The organism is Parasegetibacter sp. NRK P23 (assembly GCF_023721715.1).
Taxonomy (GTDB): Bacteria; Bacteroidota; Bacteroidia; order Chitinophagales; family Chitinophagaceae; genus Parasegetibacter.
Genome location: NZ_JAMDLG010000001.1, coordinates 3,388,906 through 3,414,518, shown reverse-complemented (window position 1 = coordinate 3,414,518; position 25,613 = coordinate 3,388,906). Strand labels below are relative to the sequence as shown.

At 49.1% G+C, this 25,613-nt stretch carries 24 protein-coding genes; 6 read left to right on the top strand and 18 right to left on the bottom strand.

What is annotated here, in order from left to right:
* Positions 1-60: 60 nt before the first annotated feature.
* Together M4J38_RS13785 and M4J38_RS13780 are read left to right on the top strand one after the other, a co-directional pair.
* The gene (locus M4J38_RS13785) at positions 61-1,608 is read left to right on the top strand and encodes a peptide MFS transporter (protein WP_251760201.1); all 1,548 of its coding nucleotides are present in this window, start codon (positions 61-63) and stop codon (positions 1,606-1,608) included.
* Positions 1,609-1,628: 20 nt separating this feature from the next.
* The gene (locus tag M4J38_RS13780; protein ID WP_251760200.1) at positions 1,629-3,386 is read left to right on the top strand and encodes a peptide MFS transporter; all 1,758 of its coding nucleotides are present in this window, start codon (positions 1,629-1,631) and stop codon (positions 3,384-3,386) included.
* A gap of 263 nt (positions 3,387-3,649) precedes the next feature.
* Here M4J38_RS13780 and M4J38_RS13775 read toward each other — a convergent pair whose 3' ends face one another.
* From M4J38_RS13775 to serS, 6 genes are all read right to left on the bottom strand, one after another.
* The gene (locus M4J38_RS13775; RefSeq protein ID WP_251760199.1) at positions 3,650-4,642 is read right to left on the bottom strand and encodes an LLM class flavin-dependent oxidoreductase; all 993 of its coding nucleotides are present in this window, start codon (positions 4,640-4,642) and stop codon (positions 3,650-3,652) included.
* 110 nt (positions 4,643-4,752) lie between these two features.
* On the bottom strand, positions 4,753-5,952 hold the full coding sequence (locus M4J38_RS13770) for a DUF1501 domain-containing protein (protein ID WP_251760198.1): 1,200 nt from the start codon (positions 5,950-5,952) through the stop codon (positions 4,753-4,755).
* Positions 5,953-5,978: 26 nt separating this feature from the next.
* Positions 5,979-7,430, bottom strand: coding sequence for a DUF1800 domain-containing protein (locus M4J38_RS13765; protein ID WP_251760197.1), 1,452 nt, complete (start codon positions 7,428-7,430; stop codon positions 5,979-5,981).
* A gap of 77 nt (positions 7,431-7,507) precedes the next feature.
* Positions 7,508-8,128, bottom strand: coding sequence for a hypothetical protein (locus M4J38_RS13760; RefSeq protein ID WP_251760196.1), 621 nt, complete (start codon positions 8,126-8,128; stop codon positions 7,508-7,510).
* 172 nt (positions 8,129-8,300) lie between these two features.
* Positions 8,301-8,960, bottom strand: a complete 660-nt coding sequence (locus tag M4J38_RS13755; protein ID WP_251760195.1) for an outer membrane beta-barrel protein — start codon at positions 8,958-8,960, stop codon at positions 8,301-8,303.
* A 157-nt stretch (positions 8,961-9,117) separates the two neighbouring features.
* Entirely contained in the window at positions 9,118-10,389 is a 1,272-nt protein-coding gene (serS, locus tag M4J38_RS13750) for a serine--tRNA ligase (protein ID WP_251760194.1), read from the bottom strand.
* 49 nt (positions 10,390-10,438) lie between these two features.
* On the opposite strand from serS, the gene M4J38_RS13745 reads away from it, so the two are divergent.
* On the top strand, positions 10,439-10,783 hold the full coding sequence (locus tag M4J38_RS13745) for a hypothetical protein (RefSeq protein ID WP_251760193.1): 345 nt from the start codon (positions 10,439-10,441) through the stop codon (positions 10,781-10,783).
* Here M4J38_RS13745 and M4J38_RS13740 read toward each other — a convergent pair.
* The 3 genes from M4J38_RS13740 to gcvH form a co-directional block, all read right to left on the bottom strand.
* Positions 10,780-11,610 carry an anti-sigma factor domain-containing protein gene (locus M4J38_RS13740; protein ID WP_251760192.1) on the bottom strand — a complete coding sequence of 277 codons (831 nt, stop codon included), beginning with the start codon at positions 11,608-11,610 and terminating at the stop codon, positions 10,780-10,782. The genes M4J38_RS13745 and M4J38_RS13740 overlap by 4 nt on opposite strands.
* 57 nt (positions 11,611-11,667) lie before the next feature.
* A complete protein-coding gene (locus M4J38_RS13735; RefSeq protein ID WP_251760191.1) occupies positions 11,668-12,207 on the bottom strand; it encodes an RNA polymerase sigma factor in 540 nt (179 codons plus the stop codon).
* A 108-nt stretch (positions 12,208-12,315) separates the two neighbouring features.
* A complete protein-coding gene (gene gcvH / locus M4J38_RS13730; RefSeq protein ID WP_251760190.1) occupies positions 12,316-12,693 on the bottom strand; it encodes a glycine cleavage system protein GcvH in 378 nt (125 codons plus the stop codon).
* Positions 12,694-12,819: 126 nt separating this feature from the next.
* Here gcvH and M4J38_RS13725 point away from each other — a divergent pair, with 126 nt between their 5' ends.
* Both M4J38_RS13725 and M4J38_RS13720 read left to right on the top strand, forming a co-directional pair.
* Complete coding sequence (locus M4J38_RS13725) at positions 12,820-13,371, top strand: fasciclin domain-containing protein (protein ID WP_251760189.1); 552 nt, start codon at positions 12,820-12,822, stop codon at positions 13,369-13,371.
* Positions 13,372-13,492: 121 nt separating this feature from the next.
* Complete coding sequence (locus M4J38_RS13720; RefSeq protein ID WP_251760188.1) at positions 13,493-13,879, top strand: VanZ family protein; 387 nt, start codon at positions 13,493-13,495, stop codon at positions 13,877-13,879.
* A gap of 169 nt (positions 13,880-14,048) precedes the next feature.
* Here M4J38_RS13720 and M4J38_RS13715 read toward each other — a convergent pair whose 3' ends face one another.
* From M4J38_RS13715 to M4J38_RS13680, 8 genes are all read right to left on the bottom strand, one after another.
* A complete protein-coding gene (locus M4J38_RS13715) occupies positions 14,049-14,780 on the bottom strand; it encodes a sulfite exporter TauE/SafE family protein (RefSeq protein ID WP_251760187.1) in 732 nt (243 codons plus the stop codon).
* Entirely contained in the window at positions 14,759-15,193 is a 435-nt protein-coding gene (locus M4J38_RS13710; protein WP_251760186.1) for a FixH family protein, read from the bottom strand. The genes M4J38_RS13715 and M4J38_RS13710 overlap by 22 nt, the downstream gene beginning before the upstream one ends.
* Positions 15,194-15,203: 10 nt before the next feature.
* On the bottom strand, positions 15,204-16,607 hold the full coding sequence (gene ccoG, locus M4J38_RS13705) for a cytochrome c oxidase accessory protein CcoG (RefSeq protein WP_251760185.1): 1,404 nt from the start codon (positions 16,605-16,607) through the stop codon (positions 15,204-15,206).
* Positions 16,608-16,849: 242 nt separating this feature from the next.
* A complete protein-coding gene (locus tag M4J38_RS13700; RefSeq protein ID WP_251760184.1) occupies positions 16,850-17,938 on the bottom strand; it encodes a cbb3-type cytochrome c oxidase N-terminal domain-containing protein in 1,089 nt (362 codons plus the stop codon).
* Between the two features lie 16 nt (positions 17,939-17,954).
* Positions 17,955-18,128: a CcoQ/FixQ family Cbb3-type cytochrome c oxidase assembly chaperone gene (locus M4J38_RS13695; RefSeq protein WP_251760183.1), complete on the bottom strand. Its 174-nt coding sequence runs from the start codon at positions 18,126-18,128 to the stop codon at positions 17,955-17,957.
* Positions 18,129-18,134: 6 nt separating this feature from the next.
* Entirely contained in the window at positions 18,135-20,258 is a 2,124-nt protein-coding gene (ccoN, locus tag M4J38_RS13690) for a cytochrome-c oxidase, cbb3-type subunit I (protein ID WP_251760182.1), read from the bottom strand.
* Between the two features lie 2 nt (positions 20,259-20,260).
* Complete coding sequence (ccoS, locus tag M4J38_RS13685) at positions 20,261-20,419, bottom strand: cbb3-type cytochrome oxidase assembly protein CcoS (RefSeq protein ID WP_251760181.1); 159 nt, start codon at positions 20,417-20,419, stop codon at positions 20,261-20,263.
* A 114-nt stretch (positions 20,420-20,533) separates the two neighbouring features.
* Entirely contained in the window at positions 20,534-22,921 is a 2,388-nt protein-coding gene (locus M4J38_RS13680; protein ID WP_251760180.1) for a heavy metal translocating P-type ATPase metal-binding domain-containing protein, read from the bottom strand.
* Between the two features lie 196 nt (positions 22,922-23,117).
* Here M4J38_RS13680 and M4J38_RS13675 point away from each other — a divergent pair, with 196 nt between their 5' ends.
* Positions 23,118-24,026, top strand: coding sequence for a helix-turn-helix transcriptional regulator (locus M4J38_RS13675; RefSeq protein ID WP_251760179.1), 909 nt, complete (start codon positions 23,118-23,120; stop codon positions 24,024-24,026).
* Between the two features lie 77 nt (positions 24,027-24,103).
* Here M4J38_RS13675 and M4J38_RS13670 read toward each other — a convergent pair whose 3' ends face one another.
* Positions 24,104-25,612, bottom strand: coding sequence for a RagB/SusD family nutrient uptake outer membrane protein (locus tag M4J38_RS13670; protein WP_251760178.1), 1,509 nt, complete (start codon positions 25,610-25,612; stop codon positions 24,104-24,106).
* Position 25,613: the final 1 nt, after the last annotated feature.

Below are 25,613 nucleotides of genomic sequence, written 5' to 3'. Positions count from 1 at the left end.
TCAAATTAATCAGTATTTTACGCCCCGTTATTTTATTGTCAACATTTTTGCAACCTGCGTATGAATTCACCTAACCCTGCATTGGGGCAGCGGACTATTGCCGGGCACCCACCCGGTCTCTTTGTGCTCTTTTTTACCGAAATGTGGGAAAGGTTCTCTTTCTACGGCATGAAAGCCCTCCTGATCTTCTACCTCACCAAATACCATTTTTTTACCGACAAAGCAGGCAACGAAATCGTGGGCAACTACGCGGCGCTCGTTTATGCGTTGCCCATCCTGGGCGGACTGCTGGCCGATAAATACCTCGGTTTCCGGAAAGCCGTGATCTTCGGCGCCATCCTGTTGGTACTTGGTCACCTCGGCATGGCCGTGGAAGGCTTCCAGGCCTATTACGACGCTGCGGGCAATGTGGTGCGGGATGAATCGGCCATACAGGTATTCTACCTTTCCATGGGGCTGATCATCATGGGCGTGGGATTCCTGAAACCCAATATCTCCACCATCGTGGGCGCTTTGTATGAAAAAGACGATCCCCGCAGGGATTCCGGGTTCACTATATTTTATATGGGCATCAACACCGGTTCATTCATCGCGACGCTGTTGTGCGGATGGCTGGGGGAAACCTATGGCTGGCGCTACGGCTTTGGCGCGGCGGGCATCGGGATGCTGCTTGGACTGATCGTATTCATCTGGGGACAGAAATTTCTGATGGGCAAGGCCGAACCCAAGGACCCGGCGCTGCTCCAACAAAAAACACCTGTTGGCATCAGCCGGGAATGGCTGATCTATATTCTTTCCCTCGCAGGCGTTTTCGTGTGCTGGCAACTGGTGCAGTACCACCATGTGGTGGGCACCATTCTGTCGGCCGTATCCATCGCGGTGGTGGCCTTCCTGCTCTGGTTCATCCTGCGGAAATGTACGCCCCAGGAAAAAGGACAGATGCTGGTGCTCCTGATCCTGATCATATTTACCGTGGTATTCTGGGCGCTCTTCGAACAGGCCTATACTTCCATGAACCTGTTCGCCGACCGGGTGGTGGACCGCAACGTTTTAGGCGGAGAAGTGAAAGCCAGTCAGATCTTATCCCTCAATTCACTCTTTATTATATTGCTCGCCCCGGTACTGGCCTGGCTGTGGATCAAACTGGCGAAGAAAAAGATGGAACCCAATACACCGGTGAAATTCGCTATGGGACTGCTTTTCGCGGGCATCGGCTTCGGCGTGCTGGTATTGGGCATCAAAAACGCGGATAGCCTGGGTAAAGTACCGCTGGTATGGCTCGTGCTCACCTACCTGTTCCATACCCTGGGCGAATTATCGCTTTCACCCGTAGGACTTTCAGCGGTAACCAAATTATCCGTGCCCCGCATTGTGGGCTTTATGATGGGCGCCTGGTTCCTGGCTACCGCCGGTTCTGAATTCATCGCCGCGGTGCTGGCCAATATCGCCAGCGTGGAAACCGTGGGCGGCGTGGTAACCGATGTGAAAGCTTCGCTGAACGCCTATTCCGAGTTGTTCTGGTTCCTGTTTATCGTGGGCCTGATCTCCGGAGGACTGCTGCTCCTGCTCTCTCCCTTCCTTAAGAAATACATGCACGGCGTTAAATAAAAACATCAATCTGATTAGTTATGAACTTTGAAACCAATGATTTTTTCAAATCAAAAGTATTAGGGCATCCTTCCGGACTGTTCGTGTTGTTCTTCACCGAAATGTGGGAAAGGTTCTCCTACTACGGCATGCGCGCCCTGCTTGTATTGTTCCTTACCTCGTCTATCATTGGCGATAACCCCGGCTGGGGATGGCCGCGGGAGAACGCCCTGGCACTTTACGGTTCCTACACTTCCCTCGCTTACCTCACCACCATTTTAGGCGGATATGTGGCGGACAAAATCATCGGTTACCGGTGGGCGGTAGTATTGGGCGCCACATTAATGACACTGGGACATGCTTCCATGGCCTTCGAAACGCAGTTCTTCATGTACCTCGGACTTTTCCTGTTGGTGATCGGGAACGGCTTCTTCAAACCCAACATGACCTCCATCGTTTCCAACATGTACAAGGACCATCAGGATAAAAAAGATGGTGCTTATACTATATTCTACATGGGTGTGAACGCCGGAGCCTTCCTGGGCATCATGCTCTGCGGATACATCGGGGAAACGGTTTCCTGGAGCTGGGGCTTCGGACTCGCCGGTATCTTCATGTTCTTCGGCATGCTGCAGTTTTATTTCTCCCAGAATATTTTCGGGAACGTTGGTCTGAAACCGGAGAAAAACACGGATACTTCCGCTGTGAAAAAAACGGTAGATGAGAACGGAGATAAACTGAATCCCTTTACCAAATTGGACCTGTTCCTCATCGCAATAGTGGCCATCACCGGGTTACTCTGGATCATCAACGACCCGATGTCGAAAATATCCGAGTACAATTTCTTCAACTTTACAGTAGCCGGAAACCCCGGTGATACGTTCGCCATCGTATCCGCCGTGCTCATCTTTGTATTTATTCTGATCAGCCGGATCATCCGCTACGACCGTATTACAAGAGACCGGATGATCGCCGTGGTGATATTCGCGTTCTTCACCGTGTTTTTCTGGGCGGCATTTGAACAGGCGGGCGGCTCCATGACCATCTTTGCGGGCGATTACACCAATCGCTCCCTGGAAGGTGCGAGTGCCATGGCTTTTAAGGTCATCAATACGCTGATCACCATCGTTCCTTTGGGCATCATCTCTTATGTATTGTTCAAACTCTTCCAGCAAACCTTCGCGAAATACGCGCTGGCCAATATTATTCTTTCCCTCAGTTTTGTCCTGATCTGGGGTATCGTGATCTGGATGCTCTCCAGGCAATTCTCCGCGACGGGTACCGAGGTTCCCGCCACCTGGTTCGGTATCCTGAACTCACTTTTCATCATCACGTTCGCTCCCCTGTTCTCCAAACTCTGGGAGAGTAAGTTTAACCCCAGCGGTGCTGTGAAGTTCGGCATCGGGTTACTGTTGCTCGGCCTGGGCTTCGGCTTCCTCGCCTTCGGCTCCTCCGAAATTCCGCAAGGCGCCAAAGTCGCCTCCGTTAGTATGATCTGGCTGATCCTCGCTTACCTGTTCCATACTTTAGGCGAGTTGTGCATCTCTCCCGTGGGACTTTCTTATGTAAGTAAGCTGGTGCCCGCAAGGATGATCGCCATCATGTTCGGTATCTGGTACCTCGCCATCGCCATTGGTAACAAAGCCGCGGGTACCATGGGCGGTATGATCGATAAGATCACGGAAGCATACTCGCTTTCTACTTTCTTTCTCATTTTCACGCTGGTACCGGCAGCGGGCGCGCTGATATTGTTTGTGTTGAATCCGTTGCTGAAGAAGTTGATGCACGGGGTGAAGTAAATAGGTTTCACTTTAGGTTAATTTCTCGCAACGGCGCTACGACGCAACGGGCTGTTGATTTGTTGGGTTGTCTGTTATAATGGTAAATCGAATAAATAAAAAAATGGAGTGGCATATCATCCTTTGATACACCACTCCATTTTTATTTGTTTCTGTTGGATGCATTTGCGTTTATCCGATGCTCAACGCCTGCGGTTTACCAGCTTACGCTGAACACATCAGCACGTTCTAACGTGGCGTCGTAGCGCCGTTGCGAGAAACAACTATCCTTTCAGCAGCTCCAAACACCTCACCCTATCCTCCTGCGCGTAAGTCATACACGTTACCACGATCTCGTCCACTCCGAAATCATTGGCGAGACGGGCAAGCTGCTCCTTCACCTGGTCCGGCGTTCCGGAAACGATGCGCCCCGCGTTCTGCCGGATACGTTCTTCTTCCGCGGGTGAAAAAACATAATCTTTTATTTCATCATAGCTCCCGATGGGACCGAAATATCCTTTCTCAAACTGGATCAGTGTGTAATCAGCCAGTTTACGGAGTTCCATTGCTTTTTCTTCTGTATCAGCACATTGTACGGAGATGGACAAAATAGCGTGCGGTTCAGGAAACGCTTCGCTGGGCACGAATTGTTTGCGGTAAGTTTCCGCCACTTCAGGCGTAGCGTTCCCGTTGATGAACCGTGCAATGGCCAGTCCCATCCCGAACCTGGCCGCTATTGCGCTGCTGCCACCGCTGGAACTGAGTATCCATTGCTGCGGAATGGTGGCGCACTGCGGAACGGCAATAATATCTCCATACTGTGTGCGGGCTTCGTCGCGAAAGAATGCCTGGAGGTGTTTCAGTTGTTCGAGGTAATCGGCTTCGCTGAACGTGTTGGATGGATTGAGTAAGGAAGCCGTGATGCGGTCGCCTCCGGGTGCGCGGCCCATCCCCAGATCGATGCGGCCCGGGAAAAGCGTTTCCAGCATCCTGAAGTTTTCCGCCACTTTCAGGGCGCTGTGGTTGGGCAGCATGATACCACCCGAACCGATGCGTATAGTACTGGTTTCAGAACCCAGTTTCACCATTAACAATTCTGGGGCGGAACCGGCTATCATGGTGGAATTGTGGTGTTCTGATACCCAAAACCTGTGATAGCCAAGCTTTTCAGCCAGTTTAGCCGTGGCAATGGTATTGGCCACCGCTTCAGCCGCGGTGCCGCCTTTTCTCACGATCGACTGGTCGAGTACACTCAGTTTCAACTGTTCAAACTTCATCCTTTCAATATTTGTAGATACAAATATCGGAGTAATAATGTTAGCGGCAACAAAAAATGCCCCGCTTGCGCAGGGCATTGACCTTTGACCGAGCCATCTATATAAGAAGTTTACACAAAACTGAGGTGATCGTATTTTCTGCCAAGGATAGCCGCATCGTCTACACCGAGCCAGTTGCGGAGCAACGTGGCGTACACATTTTTAAAGTCTACCTTATATTGAAGGTCACCATCTTTAAGGTTGGCGAGATCGGGCATGGCGTTGAGGAGTCCTTTTTCCTTTAAGCCGCCGCCCACGAAGAACATGTTGTTGGCGGTACCATGGTCGGTGCCGTTGCTGGCATTCTGTTTCACCCTTCTGCCGAATTCGGAAAAACTCATCAGCACCACATCGTTGAAGCGGTTGTTGGTCTTCAGGTCTTTTACGAAAGCGGTAACGGCATCGTTCATTTCGGTGAAAAGCCTTTTCTGCTGGGCGTCCTGGTTCACGTGTGTATCAAAACTACCCAGGGAGAGGTAATATACTTTTGTATTGATATCAGAGAAGATCAACGAAGCGATAGTTTTCAGACTTTGCCCCATTTCCGTTCCGGGATATCCTGCGGAACTAGGGCGGAGTTTACTTTGTTTGTAGATGTAATCGGCGGAACTGATGGTTTCAGCCATCGTTTTATAGAGGTAATCCACAGGCCGTTCGTTGTGGGAAGTATCATGTTCTTTCAGGATATCTTTCAGGAATTTATCCTGGCTGGTGCCGAACAACTTGCGTGGATCCTTCAGTGCGATGCCTTTGGCATCTTTTCCTTTCAAAGCCAGGCTCAGCACATCGTCTACTTCCAGCGCCTGGGTGGGTTTGTCGCATCCGCTGCACTGCGCGTCGAGGTAGCGTCCGAGCCAGCCGGTGTTCCAATACTCATCACTTTTGCTGGCGGTATGCCAGATGTCCATACTTCTGAAATGGGAGCGGTCGGGGTTCGGATATCCCACGCTGTTCATGATGCCGAGCGCACCTTCGTCGTATAAGGCTTTGAACCCGGTAAGCGCGGGGTGCAGGCCAACCTCATCGGTCAGCGACAAGGCTGCCGTTCTTTCGATGCCAATCTTCGGGCGTGCTTGGAAGTACAGGTCGTTGCGAACGGGTATCACGGTATTCAAACCATCGTTCCCGCCGCTCAATTGCAATACCACCAACACTTTGTTGCCGGGGGGTACCATGGCTGGCTGCTCAAATGCTTTCAGGAATTTCGGCAGCATCAGGCTGGCGGTGGCGAGTGAGCCGGTTTGTAGGAAAGTTCTTCTCTTTATGAACATGGCGTTGAATTTGGAGGATGGAGGAATTAGCACAACTGGTATTCCGGTGTACTCATCAGTTGAATGGTGGCTGTTTTAATGAATTGTTCGCGATTGGTACTATCGGTGTACTTAGCCACCGGCGTGGTATTCGCAGGCTTCAGTTGCAGCAGCGCATCCGATAGTTTATTGAGCAATTGCTCGCGGGGCACCTGTTCAAACTGCTTCGTATATATGTTCCAGTTGATCACCACTTTTATCTGCTGACCGCCGCCCTTCGCTTTCAACAGCGCGGTGGCGGCTTTGTCTTTCATACCCATCATAATATCATCATCATCTTTGGGAGAAAGACTGAATACAGCGGATTCGGAAATGAGTTGAGGAATACGCATCCGGAGCATGAGTGTGGAGCTGTCGATCCAGTTTTTTCCACCGGGCCAGCCGGCCACGTTGGGCGGATAGAAAAGTAGTTGACCCAGGGCGCGTTGAAAAAGTAATTGCACTTCTTCATTCTCAATGTTCATCGGCACCAGCCGGCGGATGCCCGCCAGTAGTTCAACGGGCGATTTTATTTTCACCCCGATGTTCTTTTCTTCATAAAACCAATCCGAAGAAAAAATATCGCTCATCAACTGGTCAATCCTGTATCCGTTCTTGTAAAATCTTTCGGCGAGCCAGTTCACATGTTGCTGATTCACTTCTTCGTTTACAAAATACCGGTAGATTTTTGTGGTGATGTAGGTCGCGGTTTGTTTTTGTTCCAACAGAATATTCAACACATCATCCCCGGTAAGGTTACCTGTTTTGCCAAGTACGGTTTTTACGCCTTCATCGTGCACATTTTTTCTGAAAACGAAATCACCTTGTGCATTGTAACCCCATCCGGTAAAGGCACGGGCGGCTTCTTTAATGTCTTTCTCCGTATAATTTCCACGGCCCATCGTAAACAACTCCATCACTTCCCGTGCGAAGTTTTCGTTGGGCGATTGTTTCCTGTTCTGCTGGTTGTTGAGGAAGGCGAGCATGGAAGCTGAATGAGAAACGGCTTTCAGCAGATCGCCAAAGTTCCCTAGTGCGTGGGTTCTTATTTCATTGAGTAGAGCCTGGTTGAAGAAGAGGTTTACCTGGCGGGAAGCGAAATGTCCATGCCAGAAAAGCGCCATCTTTTCCCGGAGCTGCGCGTCGGAGTTTACCATCTGGTTCATCCAGGCGAGGTTCAGCCGTTTTATGCCGTCGCGGTAATTTTTCTGCAACTCGCGCCTTTGCATATCCGACAGTTCTTTCCTTTTCAACTGCGCATCGGATATCATCCGGAAAAGTTCACGGGTGTTGTTGTCTACTACATCAATGGGTGCGGGGGCCTTTGCGGAAGCGGCCATCAAAGCTTTCAGGTATGCTTTGGGGGTAGCAGTCTTCAACTGCTCCATTTCTTCCGCTGCCGGACCAAAGCCCGCGCGCCACAAAAGATGTTGATTTTTCTGCTGGTTAGAAACGGCCATACAATGTATGTATTTACCGTTATAGAAGAAATAAAAGTGCCAGGGTTTAAGCGGGGCGGAAAAAAATGTTAAGGTAATCAGAATCTGTAGTAGCCGCTGAAGCCGATGCCGGAGGAAAGGAGTCCTTTGGTTTCCCAGGTAACCCCTGACCAGTCGGAAGATGACCTTGAAATATTAGCGAGGGTAAAATCTACCGACAACATACACTTTTTCCCGGCGAGGTAATACAGTCCGGTGCCTATAGGTAGTGAAATTTCTGTTCCGGAGTTATTGGTGTTTGACGCGGTCCATTTAAAGGTTGAATATATGAATTGCGGTGCCAGCTCTCCGTAAAAGCCCATTGTTTCTATAACCGGTATGTACTTCCTTAAAAAATAGCCGGCGCCAAAACTATTATTGCTATACCGGGAAACCCTGGTTGTTCCCCCTTCCAGATACTCCGTCTTATTCGAATAAAATGATCCTTTCAACCTTATACCATGCGATAAGGAAGAAGAAGTAAAGAAGGAAACAGAAGGTAAAAAACTGATGTTGGTAGAAGCGGCGGAAGAAATACCACTTGAAAGTTGAGGTACATCAAATGAAGAAATACTACTGAAGTTTACTGTGCCGCCTAATAATTTATTTCCTTTACTGAATTGCGCTGATGCTGATTGAAAGATGAAGAATAAGGCGATGAAGGATAAAAAATGTTTCATTATGATAAGTGTTAGGTCACCTGGTTTACGGGCGTAAATGTAATGTCTGGCCCAACAAAAAAGTGAGCGGGAGCTCACTTTAACACCGTATTCAAAATAGATTAACAGAAGGTTTTGTTAACCGGCATGCATATATATAAACACACAATGAATGCGTCATCCTGGAGCTATGTTACGGAACAATGTAGTACACACTCAATTGCAGTCCTGAGCTCACGCCTGCGTGAATATCAAAATCATGGGTCGAGAGTTTTTTGCTCCGCATGTATTCAGCACCTGCCAGCGAGGTCCCCGCCATCAGCAGAAAACGGGATGAGGGTTTAAAGTAAAGACCTGCAGCAGCGTTCAGGGTCACTTGGAAAGGTTTATCCTGAAAGCCGATACCACTTCCGCCAAACTCAGGTTCAATCCTAAGCTTTTCTGATAAATGCAGGAACTCTAACAGACCTTCTCCATAGAGACCTACCCTATCATGCAAAGGAATAAATTTTTTCAGGAAATATCCGGCCCCTAACATGGTCGTATTCATTCGCGATGCCAGGGTTGCCGGATTGCTATATGTTCGCCGGTATTCTTTCTCTGAAGAGAAGCCAATATTCAGTTTTACTCCATGTACCGTGCTGGCATTTAAAAATATGCCTACTTGAGGAGAGAAGAGCATGTAGTTTGTTTTTCTCTTTGATGGTCCGGTAACAGTTCCATCCGGATAGCCGTCATCCAGACTGTAGCGCCAGTTAATGCCTGTACCAATAAGTAACTGATCTTTTTTGAACTGTGCGTTAACGGAAAAACAGCACACAAGAAGACTGAGTAAAAGCGATAGCTTTTTCATGCCAAGTAAGGGTTTAAAATGTAAAAAAGGGTTATACAACATGGGACATGCGGCCCATATTGGGGGCGAAGTTATTCAAATACACCTGCATATTATAGCACCAAACAAAAAAGTGAGCCGGGGCTCACTTTTCAGTATCAAAATGTCTGAATAAAGATCAACTAATCACCTTCGCACCGAAATAATTGTGCAGACTAACAGGCAGGTGTATCCCGTCTTCTTTCTGGTTGTTCTCCAATAAACACGCGATGATGCGCGGCAGGGCGAGTGAACTTCCGTTAAGGGAGTGTGCCAGGTGTATTTTACCGTGTTCATCTTTGAAGCGGATTTTGGCGCGGTTGGTCTGGTACGTCTCGAAATTGGAAACGGAACTCACTTCCAGCCAGCGTTGCTGGGCGGCGGAGAACACTTCGAAATCGTAGGTGAGCGCGGAAGTGAAGCCCATATCGCCGCCACACAGTTTCAGGATGCGGTAAGGCAGTTCCAGACTCTGCAGCAAGTGCTCTACGTGGCGCACCATTTCATCGAGTACTTCGTAACTTTTTTCCGGGTGAACAATCTGTACCACTTCCACTTTATCGAACTGGTGCAGGCGGTTGAGGCCGCGCACATCTTTGCCGAAACTACCCGCTTCGCGGCGGAAACAGGGGGTATAGGCGGTTATCTTCACCGGAAGTTCCGTTTCCTTCAGAATATCATCTCTGTAAATATTGGTGAGGGGTACTTCTGAAGTGGGGATGAGGTAGAAATTATCTTCTGTTACAAAATACATTTGCCCTTCCTTATCGGGTAGTTGCCCGGTTCCGTAAGCGGAGGCTTCGTTCACCAGCAGTGGCGGCTGGTATTCGGTGTACCCCGCATTGGTATTGAAATCGAGGAAATACTGCACCATAGCGCGTTGCAGACGTGCACCCCTTCCTTTGTACAAAGGGAAACCGCGGCCGGTGATTTTGGAGCCGGTTTCAAAATCGATGAGGTCGTATTTCACGATGAGGTCCCAGTGCGGGAGCGCGTCGGCGCCCAGTTGTGGTTCGGGGCCTCCGCTTCTCACCACCACATTATCTTCGGCGGAAGTACCGGGGGGTACTTCACCGGATGGCAGGTTGGGCAATTTCACCAGCAGGTCGTGCTGGGCCTTTTCCGCTTCCTGGAGTTGTTCGGTAATAGGTTGCAGGGAAGCTTTCAGTGCGGGCACTTCCAGTTTTTTCTGCTCTGCGCCAGCCTTATCGCCTTTCCCCATCAGTATGCCGATCTCTTTGGAGGCACTGTTTATTTTCGACTGCGTGGCATCAAATTCAGCCTGCAGTTTTCTTCTTTTTTCATCCAGTTCAATGATTTGGTCCACCAGGTCGGTTTCCTTGAAATTCCTTATGGCCAGTCTTTCCTTGACCCATTCCGGTTGCTGCCTTATCACGGCTACCTGTAACATGTTACGCTGTTTTGGGCAAAGATACAGGATACGGTATTACCTTTGGGCCATGAATATCAATGATGATCTGCAACAGCGGTGGTGGACACTGGAGGCGAAACTGGTGGAAAGGTTCGGGAAAAAGCCGGATATGGAAACGATCCTGTTCCTGATCGGCATCCAGGAAAGCGGGCAAACGGAAAATAAATTTTCGAAGGAACAGAAGCAGGACCTGATGCACATTGCAGTATGTACCGTGCTGGCGCCGAGCGGTTTTTTTGTATTGGAAGGACATGACGGCGACGGATGGCCGCATTTCAGGCAGTTAAAAGAAGTGCCTCCTATGGCGTTACCCGAGCAGGAGGCATTTCTGAAAGATCATATATTATTGTATTTCCAGGAACACGATTTTTAGATCTGTCCCATTACATACATCGCGGTGAGGGTTGGCGTTGGGCTGCCCCCTTTCTTCTCCAGGGTAACGGCGAATGCCTGCGCCTGGGGAATATTCTTCATTTTAGTAACCAGGTTGCCTGCGGGATCCACTTCAAAAACACCGGCATCTACGGGTTTTCCGTCTACGAGCGCCCACAACTGGTATTGTTTACCGGCTTCGGGAACAGGCAGGTTATTGACGAGGAGATAAACATCTTTGGTATTGGTGTTCCAGTAAACAGTGGCTTTAGCATCGGGCGAATTGCCTACGCCGTTCATGATCACGGGCTGGTTAGCCGGGTCTTTTAGGAGCGCCAGGCTTTTTTCCGCTTCCGCGATCCTGTCCATCACCTCTTTATTTTGTGAAGCGAGGGCGGCTTGTTCCGCCTTCACCCCTTCATACTGGCGGTACAGGTAGAAATTAAGGGCGGCGCTTCCGATCAGCAGGATCAATGCTGCCGCGGCCATCCATCCGAAGGAGGGGGTGCGCTGCATGGTCACCACAGGCGCCTGTGGTGCCACGGGATCCACGGGGAAAGTTGGCGACCCGTTGGGGTCAATCTCAACAGTGGTAGGTGAATTATCTATATCGGCCGCGGCGAAAATATCATCCAGCAAGCCGGCAGGCGGAGGTACAGCATTTGCAAGCAGCTGCTGTTCCAGTGAAAGCTCGAAGGCTTCACGGGCGGCAAGTACTTCGGGATAGGTGACACAGGCCCGCTCGAATTCGGCGGCTTCTTCCTGTGAGGCCAGTCCAAGCACGTAGCTCTCAACAATTCCACTTGATATGTACTCCTGCGTATTCAACTTTCTATTGCTATTTTAAAGTTCCTGTTTGTGTTTGAAAGATGGTTGTTTTGTTTGCTATTTTAAATATTCTTTTAATTGTATCAATGCCGTTCGTATTCTTGTTTTCACGGTTCCCAGCGGGATGCCCTGCATTTGGGCGATTTCATCGTGGGTGTACCCTTTGAAATAAGAAAGGTCAATCAAAAGCCGGTGTTCTTCCTTCAGTTTCTGTAGCACTTTTTTCAATCCTATGTTGTCGATATCGGGCTTCACCACCTGGGTGTAGGCCTCGGTTACATCGTTGAGTTCCGTGTTTTTCTGGTTGTTCTGGAATCCTTTCGAGCGGACGGTATCTATCGAGAGGTTGCGTGTTACGTTGAGCATCCAGGTGAAGAGCCTGCCCTTTTGGGGGTCGTAGCTGTCTATCTTCTTCCAGATGTTCACGAAGGCTTCCTGCAATACATCTCTTGCGGTTTCGCCATCGGTTACGATCTGCAGCACTATATTGTGCAAAGCCCCTGAGTAATGCTCGTACAGATACGAGAACGCGTTGCTGTCCTTTGCTTTTAGCAAAGAGATAAGCTCCTGTTCATTGTATTTGATCGGCGTACTCAAGGCAATGTTTAAAACGAATATAGGCTTTCCCAAACAACGCACAAAAAAAGTGGCTGTTACACCACTTACGATAAATTATGTCGGGGAGATTTTTTCCTGATGAAAAAATTATGCCACTACAGCCTGGTAGGCGGCGGCATCCAGCAGCGATTCCACGTCTGCTACATTGTCCACGGTCATTTTCACCATCCATCCTTCACCGTATGGATCGGAGTTCACGAGTTCGGGTGCGTTGGCCAATGCCGGGTTAAGTTCAGTAATGGTGCCTGCAACGGGGAGGAACAGGTCGCTCACGGTTTTTACCGCTTCCACGGTTCCGAAAACTTCATTTGCGGCCAGGGCCTTTCCCACTGTTTCCACTTCCACATAAACGATGTCGCCCAGTTCACTTTGTGCGAATTCGGTAATGCCAATGGTGGCTACGTTTCCTTCCAGGCGGATCCATTCGTGGTCCTTGGTGTACTTCAGGTTATCAGGAAAGTTCATTTGATGTTTTTTTGGTTTGCTGCAAATATCTGTAAATCCAATCCAACTACAAAACCGTAGATGATGCAAAATAAATCTTCGGAACCGGCCGGTTTCTCCACTTCAAAACATTTAAAATAAAATAGAATGAAAAAGATGAAACACGCGCTTGCCGCGCTGGCCTTACTGGTAACCACAACCGTTTGCGCACAGGAAAAAACTGTTGAAGTAGGTGGTGCACCTATGTATCCGTCTAAGAATATCGTACAGAATGCAGTGAATTCAAAGGACCATACCACGCTTGTGGCGGCGGTAAAAGCCGCGGGGTTGGTGGAGACATTGCAGGGAGAAGGGCCGTTTACGGTTTTCGCACCGGTGAACCGCGCATTCGACAAACTGCCCTCCGGCACCGTGGAAACACTGTTGAAACCTGAAAATAAAAGCAAACTCACCGCTGTATTAACCTACCATGTGGTGGCAGGAAAATACGATGCGGCCGCCATTATGGCCAAGATCAAAGAAGGAAACGGTAAAGCGGTGTTCACCACTGTACAGGGTGGTAAACTCACGGCTTCCATGAAAGGTAACAAATTGGTATTGATGGACGAAAGCGGACATTCAGCCATGGTAACCATTAAAGATGTTTACCAGAGCAATGGTGTGATCCACGTGATAGATACCGTGGTGCTTCCCAAATAATACCGTGAAATAGCTGGTTTCTCAAGGCGGGGTTTTTCCCAACCCCAGGCCGGGCTTTTTGGTCCGGCCTTTTTTTACCCGGAACCGCGTTGTATCTTAGCCACGAACCATTTCATTTTTCATGACGCGCAAAACCGGCTACTGGCTACTCGCAATACTTTGGACCTCCACCATCATCTTTCTGCTCTGTATGCCGGGATCAAAAGTGCCCAAAACCGCCGGTAGTTTTAAGTTCCCCCCGGGTACTGATATGGCCGTTCATGTTGTACTCTTCGCTGTACTCCAGATTCTTTGGGTACGCTCTGTTCAACAGGAATATGCACCATCTGCAAGGATAGCATTTTATATCATCGCGTTCGGGATCATCATGGAGTTCATTCAGCATTTCTTCGTTCCGAACCGGTCTTTTGAATGGGAAGATATTGTAGCCGACATAGCGGGTGTATTAATAGGAAATTTCTTCTTGAAACACTGGTGGAAAGCAGCTCAAAATAAAAAGCCCCTGTAGAAACAGGGGCTGTAACCAAAACTAACTGCTTATGAGAAAATTGACTGCTTTTCTTCTATACTTTCTTAATGGCAAAACTAATACCAATAAAGGGTGTAGTGCTGTTAAGAAAAGATTAAAGCACGTATAAAAGTTACATTGTTTTTTTCATAATACCTAATTTCTACCGCTAATTATTTGCGCAGTGTATAGCGCCTTTCATCAGGTTATTGATCTCCGGACTCAGGAACGGAATGCCCAGGTTCATCCCCCTTAAAATCAATAAAACGCCCGCCACTATTGAGATATATGGGATCATCTTTCTATAGGAGTTCCTCACGGATGCCCTGAAGAAGAAGCCAAAAGCGGATAGCGCCAGCAAAGCGGGAATAGTTCCCACCCCAAAAGCAGCCATAAAAAATGCCCCGTCGGCCACCGATTGCGACATCCCGGAGGCCGAAATTACGGCCAGGTAAACGACCCCACAGGGCAAAAATCCATTGCCAATCCCAATCAGGAAGGGGGCAAAACGCTTTTCACTGTGGAACCATTTCCCCGTAAATTGTTGCAGTTTGGCCACATATTTTGGAGTGGCCCCTCTTCTTTTGTACAACTTACCCGAAAAAACCACCACTATAATCAGCACTCCGGCTATCACGGAGAACCACTGGTGCCACCGGTATTCATAAAATGTTCTACCTATCAGTCCGGCTCCTGTTCCGATTACCGCATAACTCGACACACGGCCTATATTGTACAGGCCTATGTTCACCCACCGTTTCCACATGCCTCCGTTCATGCCCGGCAACGCAAAAGCGATGGGCCCGCACATGCCCACGCAGTGCATACTGCTGATGGCCCCCAATACCAAAGCAGGCAGGAACAACGAAAAGTTCACACTCAGTAGATGGATACCGGACATGATTGATAGTATTTTTTACCCGCCTTTTCCCAACTGATTTTCACCTGGTAATCCCCCGTTGATAACACCGATTTATCCAGCTCAAAAACACCGGAACCCGCTGTGGAAAAACGCATCTTCCGATCCCTTGATGCATCTGAAGCATAGTAGAACCATAGCTCTCCTTCTGTGGGAAAGTCCAGCGAATCCGGCCATTGGAAACGGAGCGTTTCGTTGTCCTGTGAAACTGTCGCGTTCATATCATGGCGCCGCGCGTTGGTCATGCCATCAATCTTATCCTGGTACGCCAGCTCTTCTTCATAATAATTCTTCGTGACAAGCTCCGTTTTCACGCCATTGCTTTTAAACACGAGTGTGCCTATGAGTGTGGCGAACAAAATGAAAACGATCAGTATTCCTTTACCCCAGTTCATGGTCGTTTATTTAAGGTTGAACGGGACCGAGAAAACTGGTAGCCGTATGCGCCAGTTTCTTATCGCCCTCGTAAATATTGATTTGCAAAGCTGTTTTACGTCCTTTGATGTTTTGCTGCGGAAGTACAATAAAGAAAGTCCCTTCCCCCTGCGCCTGCGGCGCCACGTGCAACGAACGTTTCCCGACATATTCCACCCTCGCCCCGGGAAAATCCACTTCCAAGGTAAGTTCCAGGGGATGAATGGTTTTATTGGACAACTTTACATTGTAGAGGTTGGAAAGACTGTCTGTGCCCCTTTCCTGGTACAACATACCAGGGGCGCGGAGCACGGTAACGATCACATCTTTCCGGGTATAGATCATGAAAGAAAGCAATCCAACAATCACCAGCAACAGCGCAGAATATAACTTCATGCGAGCGGTAAAACGAAGCGGCTGCTTTTTAGCGATCGAATTTTCCGAAGCGTAGCGGATCAGCCCGAGTGGCTTTCCGATGCTTTCCATCATGCGGTCGCAGGCATCAATACAGGCCGTACAACCCACACACTCCATCTGGATGCCATTTCGTATATCTATGCCCGTTGGGCACACTTTCACACATTGGAAACAATCAATACAATCGCCGCCTGAAGTATTTCCTTTTTTGAATTTCCCCCTCGGCTCCCCGCGGTTGTAATCATAAGCCACGGCCACGGAATTCTTATCCAGCAATACGCCCTGCAACCTGCCGTACGGACAAACAACGGTACAGGCCTGTTCGCGGAAAAAAGCATACACGCTGTAAAATATGCCCGTAAAAATGATGAGCGAGAAGAACCCGCCAAGGTGTTCAGTCACAGGCTCGGTGATGATCTTTTTCAGGTCGTGGATACCAATGATATAAGCCAGGAATGTATTCGCGATCAAAAAAGAAAGCAGGAAGAAGGCGATGTGCTTACCCGTTTTACGCATAATCTTATCTGTATTCCAGGGCGCTTTGTTCAGCAATTTCTGCTTTGCGGCGGAGCCTTCAATCCAGTATTCGAGCCTGCGGAAAAGCATTTCCATAAAAATGGTCTGCGGACAGGCCCAACCGCAGAACAACCTTCCGAACGCCGCGGTGAAGAGAATAATGAACACGATGAACGCGATCATGGCCAGCGCGAAGATGAAGAAGTCCTGGGGCCAGAATACTTTGGTGAAGAGGATGAACTTGCCCTGCGGGATATTGATCTGAAACAGCGGCACGCCATGAATATAAATGAATGGCACGCTGAAGAACAATATAAAATAGGCCCAACTCAATACCGTGCGACGGGTGTACCATTTTCCTTTTGGCTGTTGCGCGTAAATCCAGTTGCGCTTACCGGTGGCGGAAACGGTGGCGAGGGTGTCGCGGAAGGTTTGTGATGGTATGTTGGATGGATCGGGCATTTTTTGTTTTCTATAGTGGTTATTTTTCACGCAAAGACGCGAGGGAGCAAGGACGCAAGGGGTGGTTTATTGGATGAAACCCCGATGCTTTTTAAGATGTATGTAAATGATGCTATTCGCACTGCAATTAGTTGAGCTACTATTAATAAACTTTGTTATAAGAAGACCAGCAATAAAAGCTGCAAGAACGATCCCAACCATCAAGGCTTTGCGTCCTTGCCCCCTCGCGTCTTTGCGTGAACTTATTCCTCAAACAAATCCCCCTGCTTCTCCTTCGCCCCGGCGGGATTCGTTCCTTTCAATGTTCTGATATACGATGCCAGTTGCGCGATCTGTGAAGGCGAGAAATCATCTTTCCAGGCCTTCATCCCTTTTTCAGGAACACCATATTTAATTGTTTTGAAAATATCTTTCACAGAACCGCCGTGCAGCCAGTACGCATCTGTAAGATTGGGGCCTACGCCACCTTCACCCGCTTTGCCATGACAGGCCACACAGCTGGCGATGAACACATTTTTGCCCGCGGTGAGTTGTGCGGCATCACTGATCATTTCCACATTGCTCTCATCTACACGGTTGGCGGCTTTTTTAAGGTATTCCTCCTGCTCACGTTCCGCGTTTTCCATGGCGATGCGGAACTCTTCCGCGCTGGAAGGCGCGGTTTCCGAAACATGGAAGCGCCACAGGTAGATTACGCCGAAAATGATGGTAAGGTAAAATCCATAAAGCCACCACGGCGGCAGCCGGTTATCCAGTTCGCGGATCCCATCGTAGTCGTGGCCCAAATCGATGGAAGCTTCTTTTTCTTTCGACACAAAACCGTTCCATTTCTCAAACCAGGATGGGCCCTGTTTTTTTTCCGCTTCAGCAACCGGTGTTTTTACTTTTTGTAATCCGAGTAAAAAACGGAGGTTGAAAAGAAGCGCCACGATGATGATAAGTTCCAGGGCGATGATGGACATCATGGTGAAGAAGGAAAAATTTGAAAGTCCTTCCACAGCCTGGAAAGGTACGGCCGCGGGTTGTGCTGTTTCCTCCTGCGCGAAAGCGGGGACCGCCATAAAGAGCAGGAAAAGTATGGTAGTGGCTTGCGCGGCTTTTTTCAGCTTCTCCATTTTTTCCCTGAACACCTGGGAGGCACCCAGTACCACATTAGCGAGTACGCCGATGGCGATGAGTAATCCAACGATTACCACCAGCAATACAATAGCTACGGGGTGTTCGATTTCAGAAGGACGGGGCGGCCCCTCCGCGCGGAGTTGCGTGGGGAGGAGCAGCGCCGTTAAGCACAGGGCCGGAATATATTTCTGAAGCATAGATATGGAAAACATACAAATGAGTTTGCGGTTAGTGGTTCTGTTCGGGGTCAAGTGGAATATGACTTATCTCTTCTATCAATCGCTTGTCGGCTTTGAGGGTCCAGACCAGCATCAGGCTGAAGAACCCGGTGAAGAGCAGCAGCGAGATCAATCCGAAGATGCTTACGCCACTGATGGATTCGATATAGTTGATGAATTTCATGGCTGTTTATTTTTGCGTTACTGCTGAAACTTTAATATCGGTTCCCATGCGCTGGAGGTACGCGATCAACGCCACGATCTCCCGTTGTTCCCCTACTTTTATTTTATCGCCGGCAAGGCGTCCTTTGATGGCTGAAGCCTGTTCCACCAGGTCCTTATTCGCCTGGGCATCGTAGCCCTCTTCGTAAGGCACACCCAGCTTCTGCATCACCCGGATCATACCCGGCGTAAGCGTGGTATCAATATTCTGTTTAAAGAGCCAGCCGTAAGTAGGCATCACCGAGCCCGGCGACATAGAAGCCGGTTCCAGCATGTGGTTGTAGTGCCAGGAATCGGGATACTTTCCGCCAATGCGCGCGAGGTCGGGACCGGTTCTTTTCGATCCCCACTGGAACGGGTGATCGTACACGAACTCACCTGCTTTGGAGTATTCTCCGTAACGCGCCACCTCATCCCTGAACGGACGCACCATTTGCGAGTGACAGGTATAACATCCTTCACGGATATAAATATCACGGCCATGCAATTCAAGCGGGGTATAGGGTTTCACGCTGCTGATGGTAGGCACATTCGATTTTACCAGGAAGGTGGGCACCATTTCCAGCGCGCCGCCAATGGCCACCACCACAAGGCTCCATACCAGCATCTGAACCGGGCGTTTCTCGATCCAGCGGTGCCAGTGTTCTTTGCCATGCAATACGGGGTTCTTCGGAAGCGGAGCGGCTTCTACGGCTTCGTTGGCCACAAAACTTCCTTTCTTTACCGTTTTCGCGATATTGTACACCATGATGAAAACACCCGCCAGGTAAAGGGTTCCGCCCACACTGCGCGTGATGTACAGGGGAAGGATATTGGTAACGGTTTCCAGGAACTGGTATTTCAGTTGTCCTTCTTCCGTGAACTGTTTCCACATGCTGCTTTGCGCGAAGCCTGCCCAGTACAACGGTACAGCATAGAGCACAATACCGATGGTGCCGATCCAGAAATGTGTTCCCGCCAGTTTTTTAGAGTAAAGTGAAGTGTTCCACATCTTAGGCACCAGCCAGTAGATCACACCGAAGGTGAGGAAGCCGTTCCAGCCCAGCGCGCCAACGTGTACGTGCGCTACGATCCAGTCGGTGAAGTGCGCGATGGCGTTCACGTTTTTCAACGAAAGCATCGGTCCTTCAAAAGTGGCCATACCATAACAGGTGATGGCTACCACGAGAAACTTCAGCACCGGTTCTTCACGAACCTTATCCCATGCGCCGCGGAGCGTGAACAACCCGTTCAGCATACCACCCCAGGATGGCGCGATGAGCATCACGGAGAATACCACGCCCAGCGACTGTGCCCAGTCTGGCAAAGAAGTATATAACAGATGGTGTGGACCGGCCCATATATAAATAAAGATGAGCGCCCAGAAGTGTATGATGGAAAGGCGGTAGGAATATACCGGTCTGTTGGCTGCTTTAGGCAGAAAATAATACATCAACCCGAGGTAAGGCGTGGTCAGGAAGAAGGCCACGGCGTTGTGCCCGTACCACCACTGCACCAGGGCATCCTGTACCCCGGCGTACCAGGAATAACTTTTGAAAAGCGTAAGCGGCATTTCAAAAGAGTTCACGATGTGCAGCATGGCCACCGTAACCCAGGTGGCGATGTAGAACCAGATGGCCACATACAGATGCGATTCCCTTCTTTTGATGATGGTGCCGAACATGTTGATGCCGAACAATACCCATACCAATGTGATGGCGATGTCCACCGGCCATTCCAGCTCCGCATATTCTTTACCGGTAGTGTAACCGAGGAGCAGTGTGATGGCGGCCACCACGATGATGAGCTGCCATCCCCAGAAGTGGATATTCGATAATTTATCGCTGAACATCCTGGCCTTGCACAGGCGTTGCAGTGAATAGTACACACCCATGAAAATACCGTTGCCCACGAACGCGAAGATGACTGCGTTGGTGTGCACGGGCCTCAGGCGGCCGAAAGTAGTGGGCGCGAAATCGAAACTGATGGCGGGGTAATACATGGCGATGGCCGCGTACAAGCCCGCGAGCATCCCGATGATGCCCCAGAACATGGTGGCGTAGGCGAACCACTTTACAATCCGGTTGTCGTAATAAAATTGCTCTGCTTGCATGGTCAGGGAGTATTTGTTTTAGGTTGATCGTCGAATAAAATCCTTACCGGAGGCGCTTCTTCATCTTCATACTGCCCCGTGCGCACGCTCCATAGGAAGGCGCCCAGGAAGAGCGCCGCTATGGAGAGCGAGATGATAAGTAAGAGGAGAATGATCTGCATGTTTGTTACGGTTTGGGTGGTTTTCCGGGATAGGGATCAGGGGTTATTTACAGTAACAAAAGTAGCTTCCGGATTATGACATGGAAATGACATGGCTCAAGCCGAAGTATGATCTTAGTCAGCTTTCTTTCTGCCTAACCAGGAAGTGCATCCGTAGGTAATGAGCAGGATGGAGATGGAACTTGCGGGCATTAGGATGGCCGCGATCATAGGACTGAGCAGGCCGCATACGGCGAAGGAGATCCCAATAATGTTGTACAGGATGGAAAAGGCAAAGGCAGAAAGTATGATGCGGCGTGAAGCTTTGGCCATGCGAATAAAGCGTGCGGTATCGCCAAGCGATTTCCCTTCAAGGATAGCATCGCTGGCCGGTGTGAAAAGATTGGTATCGTCGGTAATGGCGATGCCTGTATCGGCGGCCCGGAGTGAGGGCGCGTCATTCAGCCCGTCGCCGATCATCATTACGTTTTCACCCCGTGCCCTGAGTTGCCGGATGAAATGCAGTTTATCATCCGGTTGCTGTTTGAAACGCATGGGCACATCGGTGCCGAGAAGTTGTTCGAGGAGCGGACGTTCAGCGTCATTGTCGCCACTCAACACCGCGAGTTTGACCTGCCTTTTGAGGGAAGCGACCAGTTCCTGCACACCCTGGCGGTATTCGTTCCTGAACACAAATCTTCCCAGTACTTTATTTTCAATGGAAACATATACGGATGTTTCGTTGGAACCCGGTGTTTTTCCCAGCACGAACCGCGCGGAACCCAGGCTCACCAGGTCGCCTTCCACAATGCCTTCAATGCCCTGGCCGGGCACATCGCGGAAACCATTTACGGAACGACGTCCTTTCACATCCAGGAAACGTACGATGCTTTTACTGAGCGGGTGGGTGGATTGCGCCGCCAGCGCAGCGATCTTTTCTTTTGTTTTAGAACAGAGGTGATCGCCTTCGAAACTGATTTCCTTACTAATGGAAGAAGTAAGCGTTCCCGTTTTGTCGAATACAATGAAGGTGGTGCCCGCCATTCTTTCGATGGCCGCGGCGTTGCGCAGGTAAAGCCCTTTGCGGCTGAACAGGCGCAACATGTTCCCATTGGTAAAGGTGTGGCACAAAAGTAACGCGCATGGACATGCGACAATGAGTACGGCGGTAACCGCGTTCCACACCACAGACTGGTCCTTTATATACCAGAACACTGCTGCGGACAATGCAATGGCCAGTACCACGATGGTAAAATACCTGCTGATGGTTTCCACGAAAGAAGTCTGTTTATCAACGGAATTTTCTTCGTTCCTGTTCCAGAGGCTGGTCAGGTAGCTTTGCGTCACTTCTCGTATCACCAGCATTTCAATGTTACCACCCACCTGCTTTCCGCCCGCATAAATAATTTCGCCCATTTCTTTTTCCACGGGAACGGATTCGCCGGTTACGAAACTATAATCGATCAGGGCCTTTCCTCTTGTAAGAATGCCGTCTGCCGGAACCAGTTCGGCATAGTGGATCAGCAATGTATCGTTGAGTTGAATATCGGGCAGCGGAATGGCTTTTTCCTCCTCTCCTTTTAATACCGTTACGCCTAAAGGGAAATAGGAAGAATAATCCCGTTCAAAAGATAGTTTACGGTAGGTACGGTCCTGCAGCACACGACCGGCGAGCATAAAGAAAACGATGCCGCTCATGGAATCAAAATAACCCGCGCCTGTACCGGAAAGCACCTCGTATACACTGCGGGCGAAAGTAACGATGAGCGCCAGCGCTATGGGTGCGTCGATATTGAGGTAGCGTGCTTTTAACGCGCCCCAGGCCGAGTGAAAAAACGTGGTGGCGGAGTAGAAAAATACGGGCAACGACAACAACAGGTTGAGGTAACGGAACAGTTTTCCCAGCATGGCCTCCGCCTCGGGCAATCCCAGGTATTCGGGAAAACTCATCAGCATGATGTTCGCGAAGCAGAACCCGGCGATGCCTAAACGATAAATAAGCCCTTTATTGGAAGGCGGTTTTTTCCCGGTGATGCTGTTTAAACTGATGTAAGGTTCGTAGCCGATACTGGTGAGCAGCTCGGCCAGTTCCCGGAGGGAAAGACTTATGTACCGGAAACGGACGCGGATTTCTTTCCGGGTGAAGTCCACTTTTGCACCGATCACCCCGTCGTTAAGCTTGTGGAGGTTTTCGAGGAGCCAAAGGCAGGAACTACAATGGATCTGTGGCAGGTAAAGCAGTACCTGCATCTGCTCATCATCTTTAAAATCAATGAGTTTGGAAACGATTTCGTCGTTGTCGAGGAAACTGAACTTGTCTTTCCTGGGGATTTCTTTTCTGTTCACACCAGGGTTCGGGTTCAGGCTGTAATAATCACACAGCCCTTCCTTGTTCAAAATACCATATACCGTTTTGCAGCCTTCGCAACAGAAGGCTTTTCCGTCGAGCACAACAGGGTTACCCGCGCAATCATCGCCACAGTGAAAACAGGTGATTTTAGAAGAAGAAGCGATCTCCGGCATACCGATACGGGAATTTGGTACGAAAATACCGGGGCGGGCAGGTGATAAAACTGATGGACGTCAGGGAAAAAACTGATCTTCATCACCGGGTTTATCTATCGCGGACCAGGATTGGGGGATTATCTGCCGACTATGGGACAAATTATTTCAAACTGGTATTTTTTACCTATCTTCGTAACCATCTACGCAAATCTTTATGAGAACCGCCAAAGAGAACATGGAGAAGGTGATCCCCCTGGTAACCCTGGAAGAGGTAAGAACACAACCCAGCCAGCAAGGGCTCCATTTTGAGATCACCCAGCTGGAAGAATTCTCCTCAAGGGTAGAATCCTTCACCCGTCCGCACCGCCACGATTTTTACATGCTCCTGCTGGTAACCGGTGGCGGCGGCGCCCATGATATCGACTTCAAAACTTACGAACTACAGCCCGGCAGCATTTTCTTCATGTATCCCGGACAAATCCATTCCTGGAAAACACTGCACAACGCACAGGGCTATATGCTGCTGTTCACGTCGGAATTCTTTACGCTCCGGTACAACAGCAATAACCTTTTCGAATTTCCTTTCTTCAATTACAACCAACACCTTCCCTACCTGCACCTGGAACCCGGCCAGATGGAACAATTCAGTTACCTGTTCCGTAAAATGGACGAGGAATATACCGGTAAAAAAACGGATAAGGAGAAGGTGTTAAAATCGTACCTGAACATATTACTGGTAGAGATCAACCGCAGCTACGTTCCGCTGAACGAACAGGTGGCAGACAAACACAGCCAGATGATCGTGCAGAAGTTTGAGCACCTGATCAACGAGAAATTCAAGGTGATGAAAGGCGTGAAGGATTACGCGGCTCGGTTGTGCATTACGCCCAATTACCTGAATGCCGTGTGTACGAAAGTGACGGGTAAATCAGCAGGTGAGCATATCCGTGAGCGCATTATGCTGGAGGCGAAAAGATTGCTGCTGCATTCGGACAATACGGTGAGCGAGATTGCTAGTGAGCTGAATTTTGATGACAATTCCTATTTCTGCAGATTTTTTAAGAAGTACGCGATGATAACACCGGAACAGTTCAGGAAGATGCACCATAATGTGGCGGTGTAGGCGAGAAATACTAAATAAATAGGGCGCATCAAAATGATTGATGCGCCCTATTTTATTCCTCACTGTTTAAAGCTGACCTAGTCGTTAAGTACGGGGTTGTTTAGAACTTCCGCCTGTGGAATAAGGAATGTCAACTCATTAGCATTATACTGATAAGATTGTCCCGCGTTAAACAAGTGATTAGTACCTCTTGTAATTGTTGCTTTATTGCGCTTCATAGCCAGGTAGGATTTACCTTCACCCCAAAATTCGAGACGTGTTTGCAGGTATATTTCATTGAGCAAACTTTGTCCGGACAGTGCATCAATATAAGACACATCAGCAATTCTTTCCGCGGTAGTAAGATAGTTTTTGAGCGCAGTTCTGGCATCGTTATCTCTGCTTTGGCGTGCTTTAGCTTCTGCGTTCAAAATATAAAACTCATCCGCTCTCATGTACAAAAGATCTGTTGTTACCTGCCGCTGTCCTCCGATCACCCTTGCTGGCGCAAAGAATTTATAGAGCGGGCGCATGGTAGAATGGAATTGTCCCCTTCTGATGTCGTCGGTACGCATTGTGTTATAGAGACCTCTGTCCATAACCTTTGGGTCTCCGGCCCATGCATAGCTATAGGTAAAATAATCCACCTGGCCCCACCAGGAGATGAGATCAATGTCACTTGCCAAAGTAAGGTCTACACCCCATATCCAGCTTGCCGTAGCAATATTGTTAAACCCTGATTCAGGATTTGTAGCCGGAACTCCGCTAAGGGCGGTTACAACCCCAACTGCTTCACTCTTCCGCGTAACAGGGTATTCGGCGGTAATTTCTGCCGTTAGCGTTTCTACCCGGGCCCAATCAGCTGACGTGCCTCTTGATGCGAGCACATAAGCTAGAAGCCCTTTGGCTACATTCTGATCCACCTGATCTTTTGTAGTTCTGGTAAACCCGTCCAGGTATGTAATGGCCTCTTCCAAATCCGAAATCATAAGGTCATACACCTCTTTTGTAGTGCTCTTTGGCTGGTTGGGAACCTTTGTGTCTTTGTAAATTGGCAGTGTTTTAGCGTTCCCGTCACCATATTCTTTCGCATACAATTGAGAGAGATAAAAATAACCATAAGCACGCATGGCTTTTGACTGGCCCATGATTTGTCGTTTATCTTCCTCTGTTGGTTCGAAATCGGTACCACCTAAGGCATCGATTATAATATTCGCACCAAAAATAATCCTGTAATAATACCTCCAGGGAATATAAGCTTCATTTCTTGTGAAGTCAAGTGTAGACTGATACCTGGCAACTGTTTCATACCACCCGTAGTTCACACCACCCAACACCATATCAGAGCAGAGCATGTCGGTGTAAATATCAATTCCCTTTTGGCCGAAATCGTCGTGCCCGGTAGTTCCCCCAACCCCTGTATTATACATCGTGGTATATAAACCAGCGATGTTACCATTCAAAAGGCCAGGATCTTGCTCCGATGCACGTTGTAATTGCTCCGCAGAAACAAACTGAGAAGGTTCAGCTTCAAGAAAATCTTTTTTACATCCTGTGAGTGCGATAGAACCAGCAAGTCCCACCGTTATCCAATATTTTGCTTTCATA

Coding starts and splice junctions, on each gene's coding strand:
- M4J38_RS13720 (WP_251760188.1), top strand. CDS start 13,493: ATGACGCGCAAAACCGGCTACTGGCTACTCGCAATACTTTGGACCTCC.
- M4J38_RS13765 (WP_251760197.1), bottom strand. CDS start 7,430: ATGGCCGTTTCTAACCAGCAGAAAAATCAACATCTTTTGTGGCGCGCG.
- M4J38_RS13715 (WP_251760187.1), bottom strand. CDS start 14,780: ATGTCCGGTATCCATCTACTGAGTGTGAACTTTTCGTTGTTCCTGCCT.
- M4J38_RS13745 (WP_251760193.1), top strand. CDS start 10,439: ATGAATATCAATGATGATCTGCAACAGCGGTGGTGGACACTGGAGGCG.
- M4J38_RS13770 (WP_251760198.1), bottom strand. CDS start 5,952: ATGTTCATAAAGAGAAGAACTTTCCTACAAACCGGCTCACTCGCCACC.
- M4J38_RS13780 (WP_251760200.1), top strand. CDS start 1,629: ATGAACTTTGAAACCAATGATTTTTTCAAATCAAAAGTATTAGGGCAT.
- M4J38_RS13755 (WP_251760195.1), bottom strand. CDS start 8,960: ATGAAAAAGCTATCGCTTTTACTCAGTCTTCTTGTGTGCTGTTTTTCC.
- M4J38_RS13675 (WP_251760179.1), top strand. CDS start 23,118: ATGAGAACCGCCAAAGAGAACATGGAGAAGGTGATCCCCCTGGTAACC.
- M4J38_RS13725 (WP_251760189.1), top strand. CDS start 12,820: ATGAAAAAGATGAAACACGCGCTTGCCGCGCTGGCCTTACTGGTAACC.
- ccoS (WP_251760181.1), bottom strand. CDS start 20,419: ATGCAGATCATTCTCCTCTTACTTATCATCTCGCTCTCCATAGCGGCG.
- gcvH (WP_251760190.1), bottom strand. CDS start 12,693: ATGAACTTTCCTGATAACCTGAAGTACACCAAGGACCACGAATGGATC.
- M4J38_RS13785 (WP_251760201.1), top strand. CDS start 61: ATGAATTCACCTAACCCTGCATTGGGGCAGCGGACTATTGCCGGGCAC.
- M4J38_RS13670 (WP_251760178.1), bottom strand. CDS start 25,612: ATGAAAGCAAAATATTGGATAACGGTGGGACTTGCTGGTTCTATCGCA.
- M4J38_RS13695 (WP_251760183.1), bottom strand. CDS start 18,128: ATGAAATTCATCAACTATATCGAATCCATCAGTGGCGTAAGCATCTTC.
- M4J38_RS13775 (WP_251760199.1), bottom strand. CDS start 4,642: ATGAAGTTTGAACAGTTGAAACTGAGTGTACTCGACCAGTCGATCGTG.
- M4J38_RS13680 (WP_251760180.1), bottom strand. CDS start 22,921: ATGCCGGAGATCGCTTCTTCTTCTAAAATCACCTGTTTTCACTGTGGC.
- M4J38_RS13700 (WP_251760184.1), bottom strand. CDS start 17,938: ATGTTTTCCATATCTATGCTTCAGAAATATATTCCGGCCCTGTGCTTA.
- ccoG (WP_251760185.1), bottom strand. CDS start 16,607: ATGCCCGATCCATCCAACATACCATCACAAACCTTCCGCGACACCCTC.
- M4J38_RS13760 (WP_251760196.1), bottom strand. CDS start 8,128: ATGAAACATTTTTTATCCTTCATCGCCTTATTCTTCATCTTTCAATCA.
- ccoN (WP_251760182.1), bottom strand. CDS start 20,258: ATGCAAGCAGAGCAATTTTATTACGACAACCGGATTGTAAAGTGGTTC.
- M4J38_RS13710 (WP_251760186.1), bottom strand. CDS start 15,193: ATGAACTGGGGTAAAGGAATACTGATCGTTTTCATTTTGTTCGCCACA.
- serS (WP_251760194.1), bottom strand. CDS start 10,389: ATGTTACAGGTAGCCGTGATAAGGCAGCAACCGGAATGGGTCAAGGAA.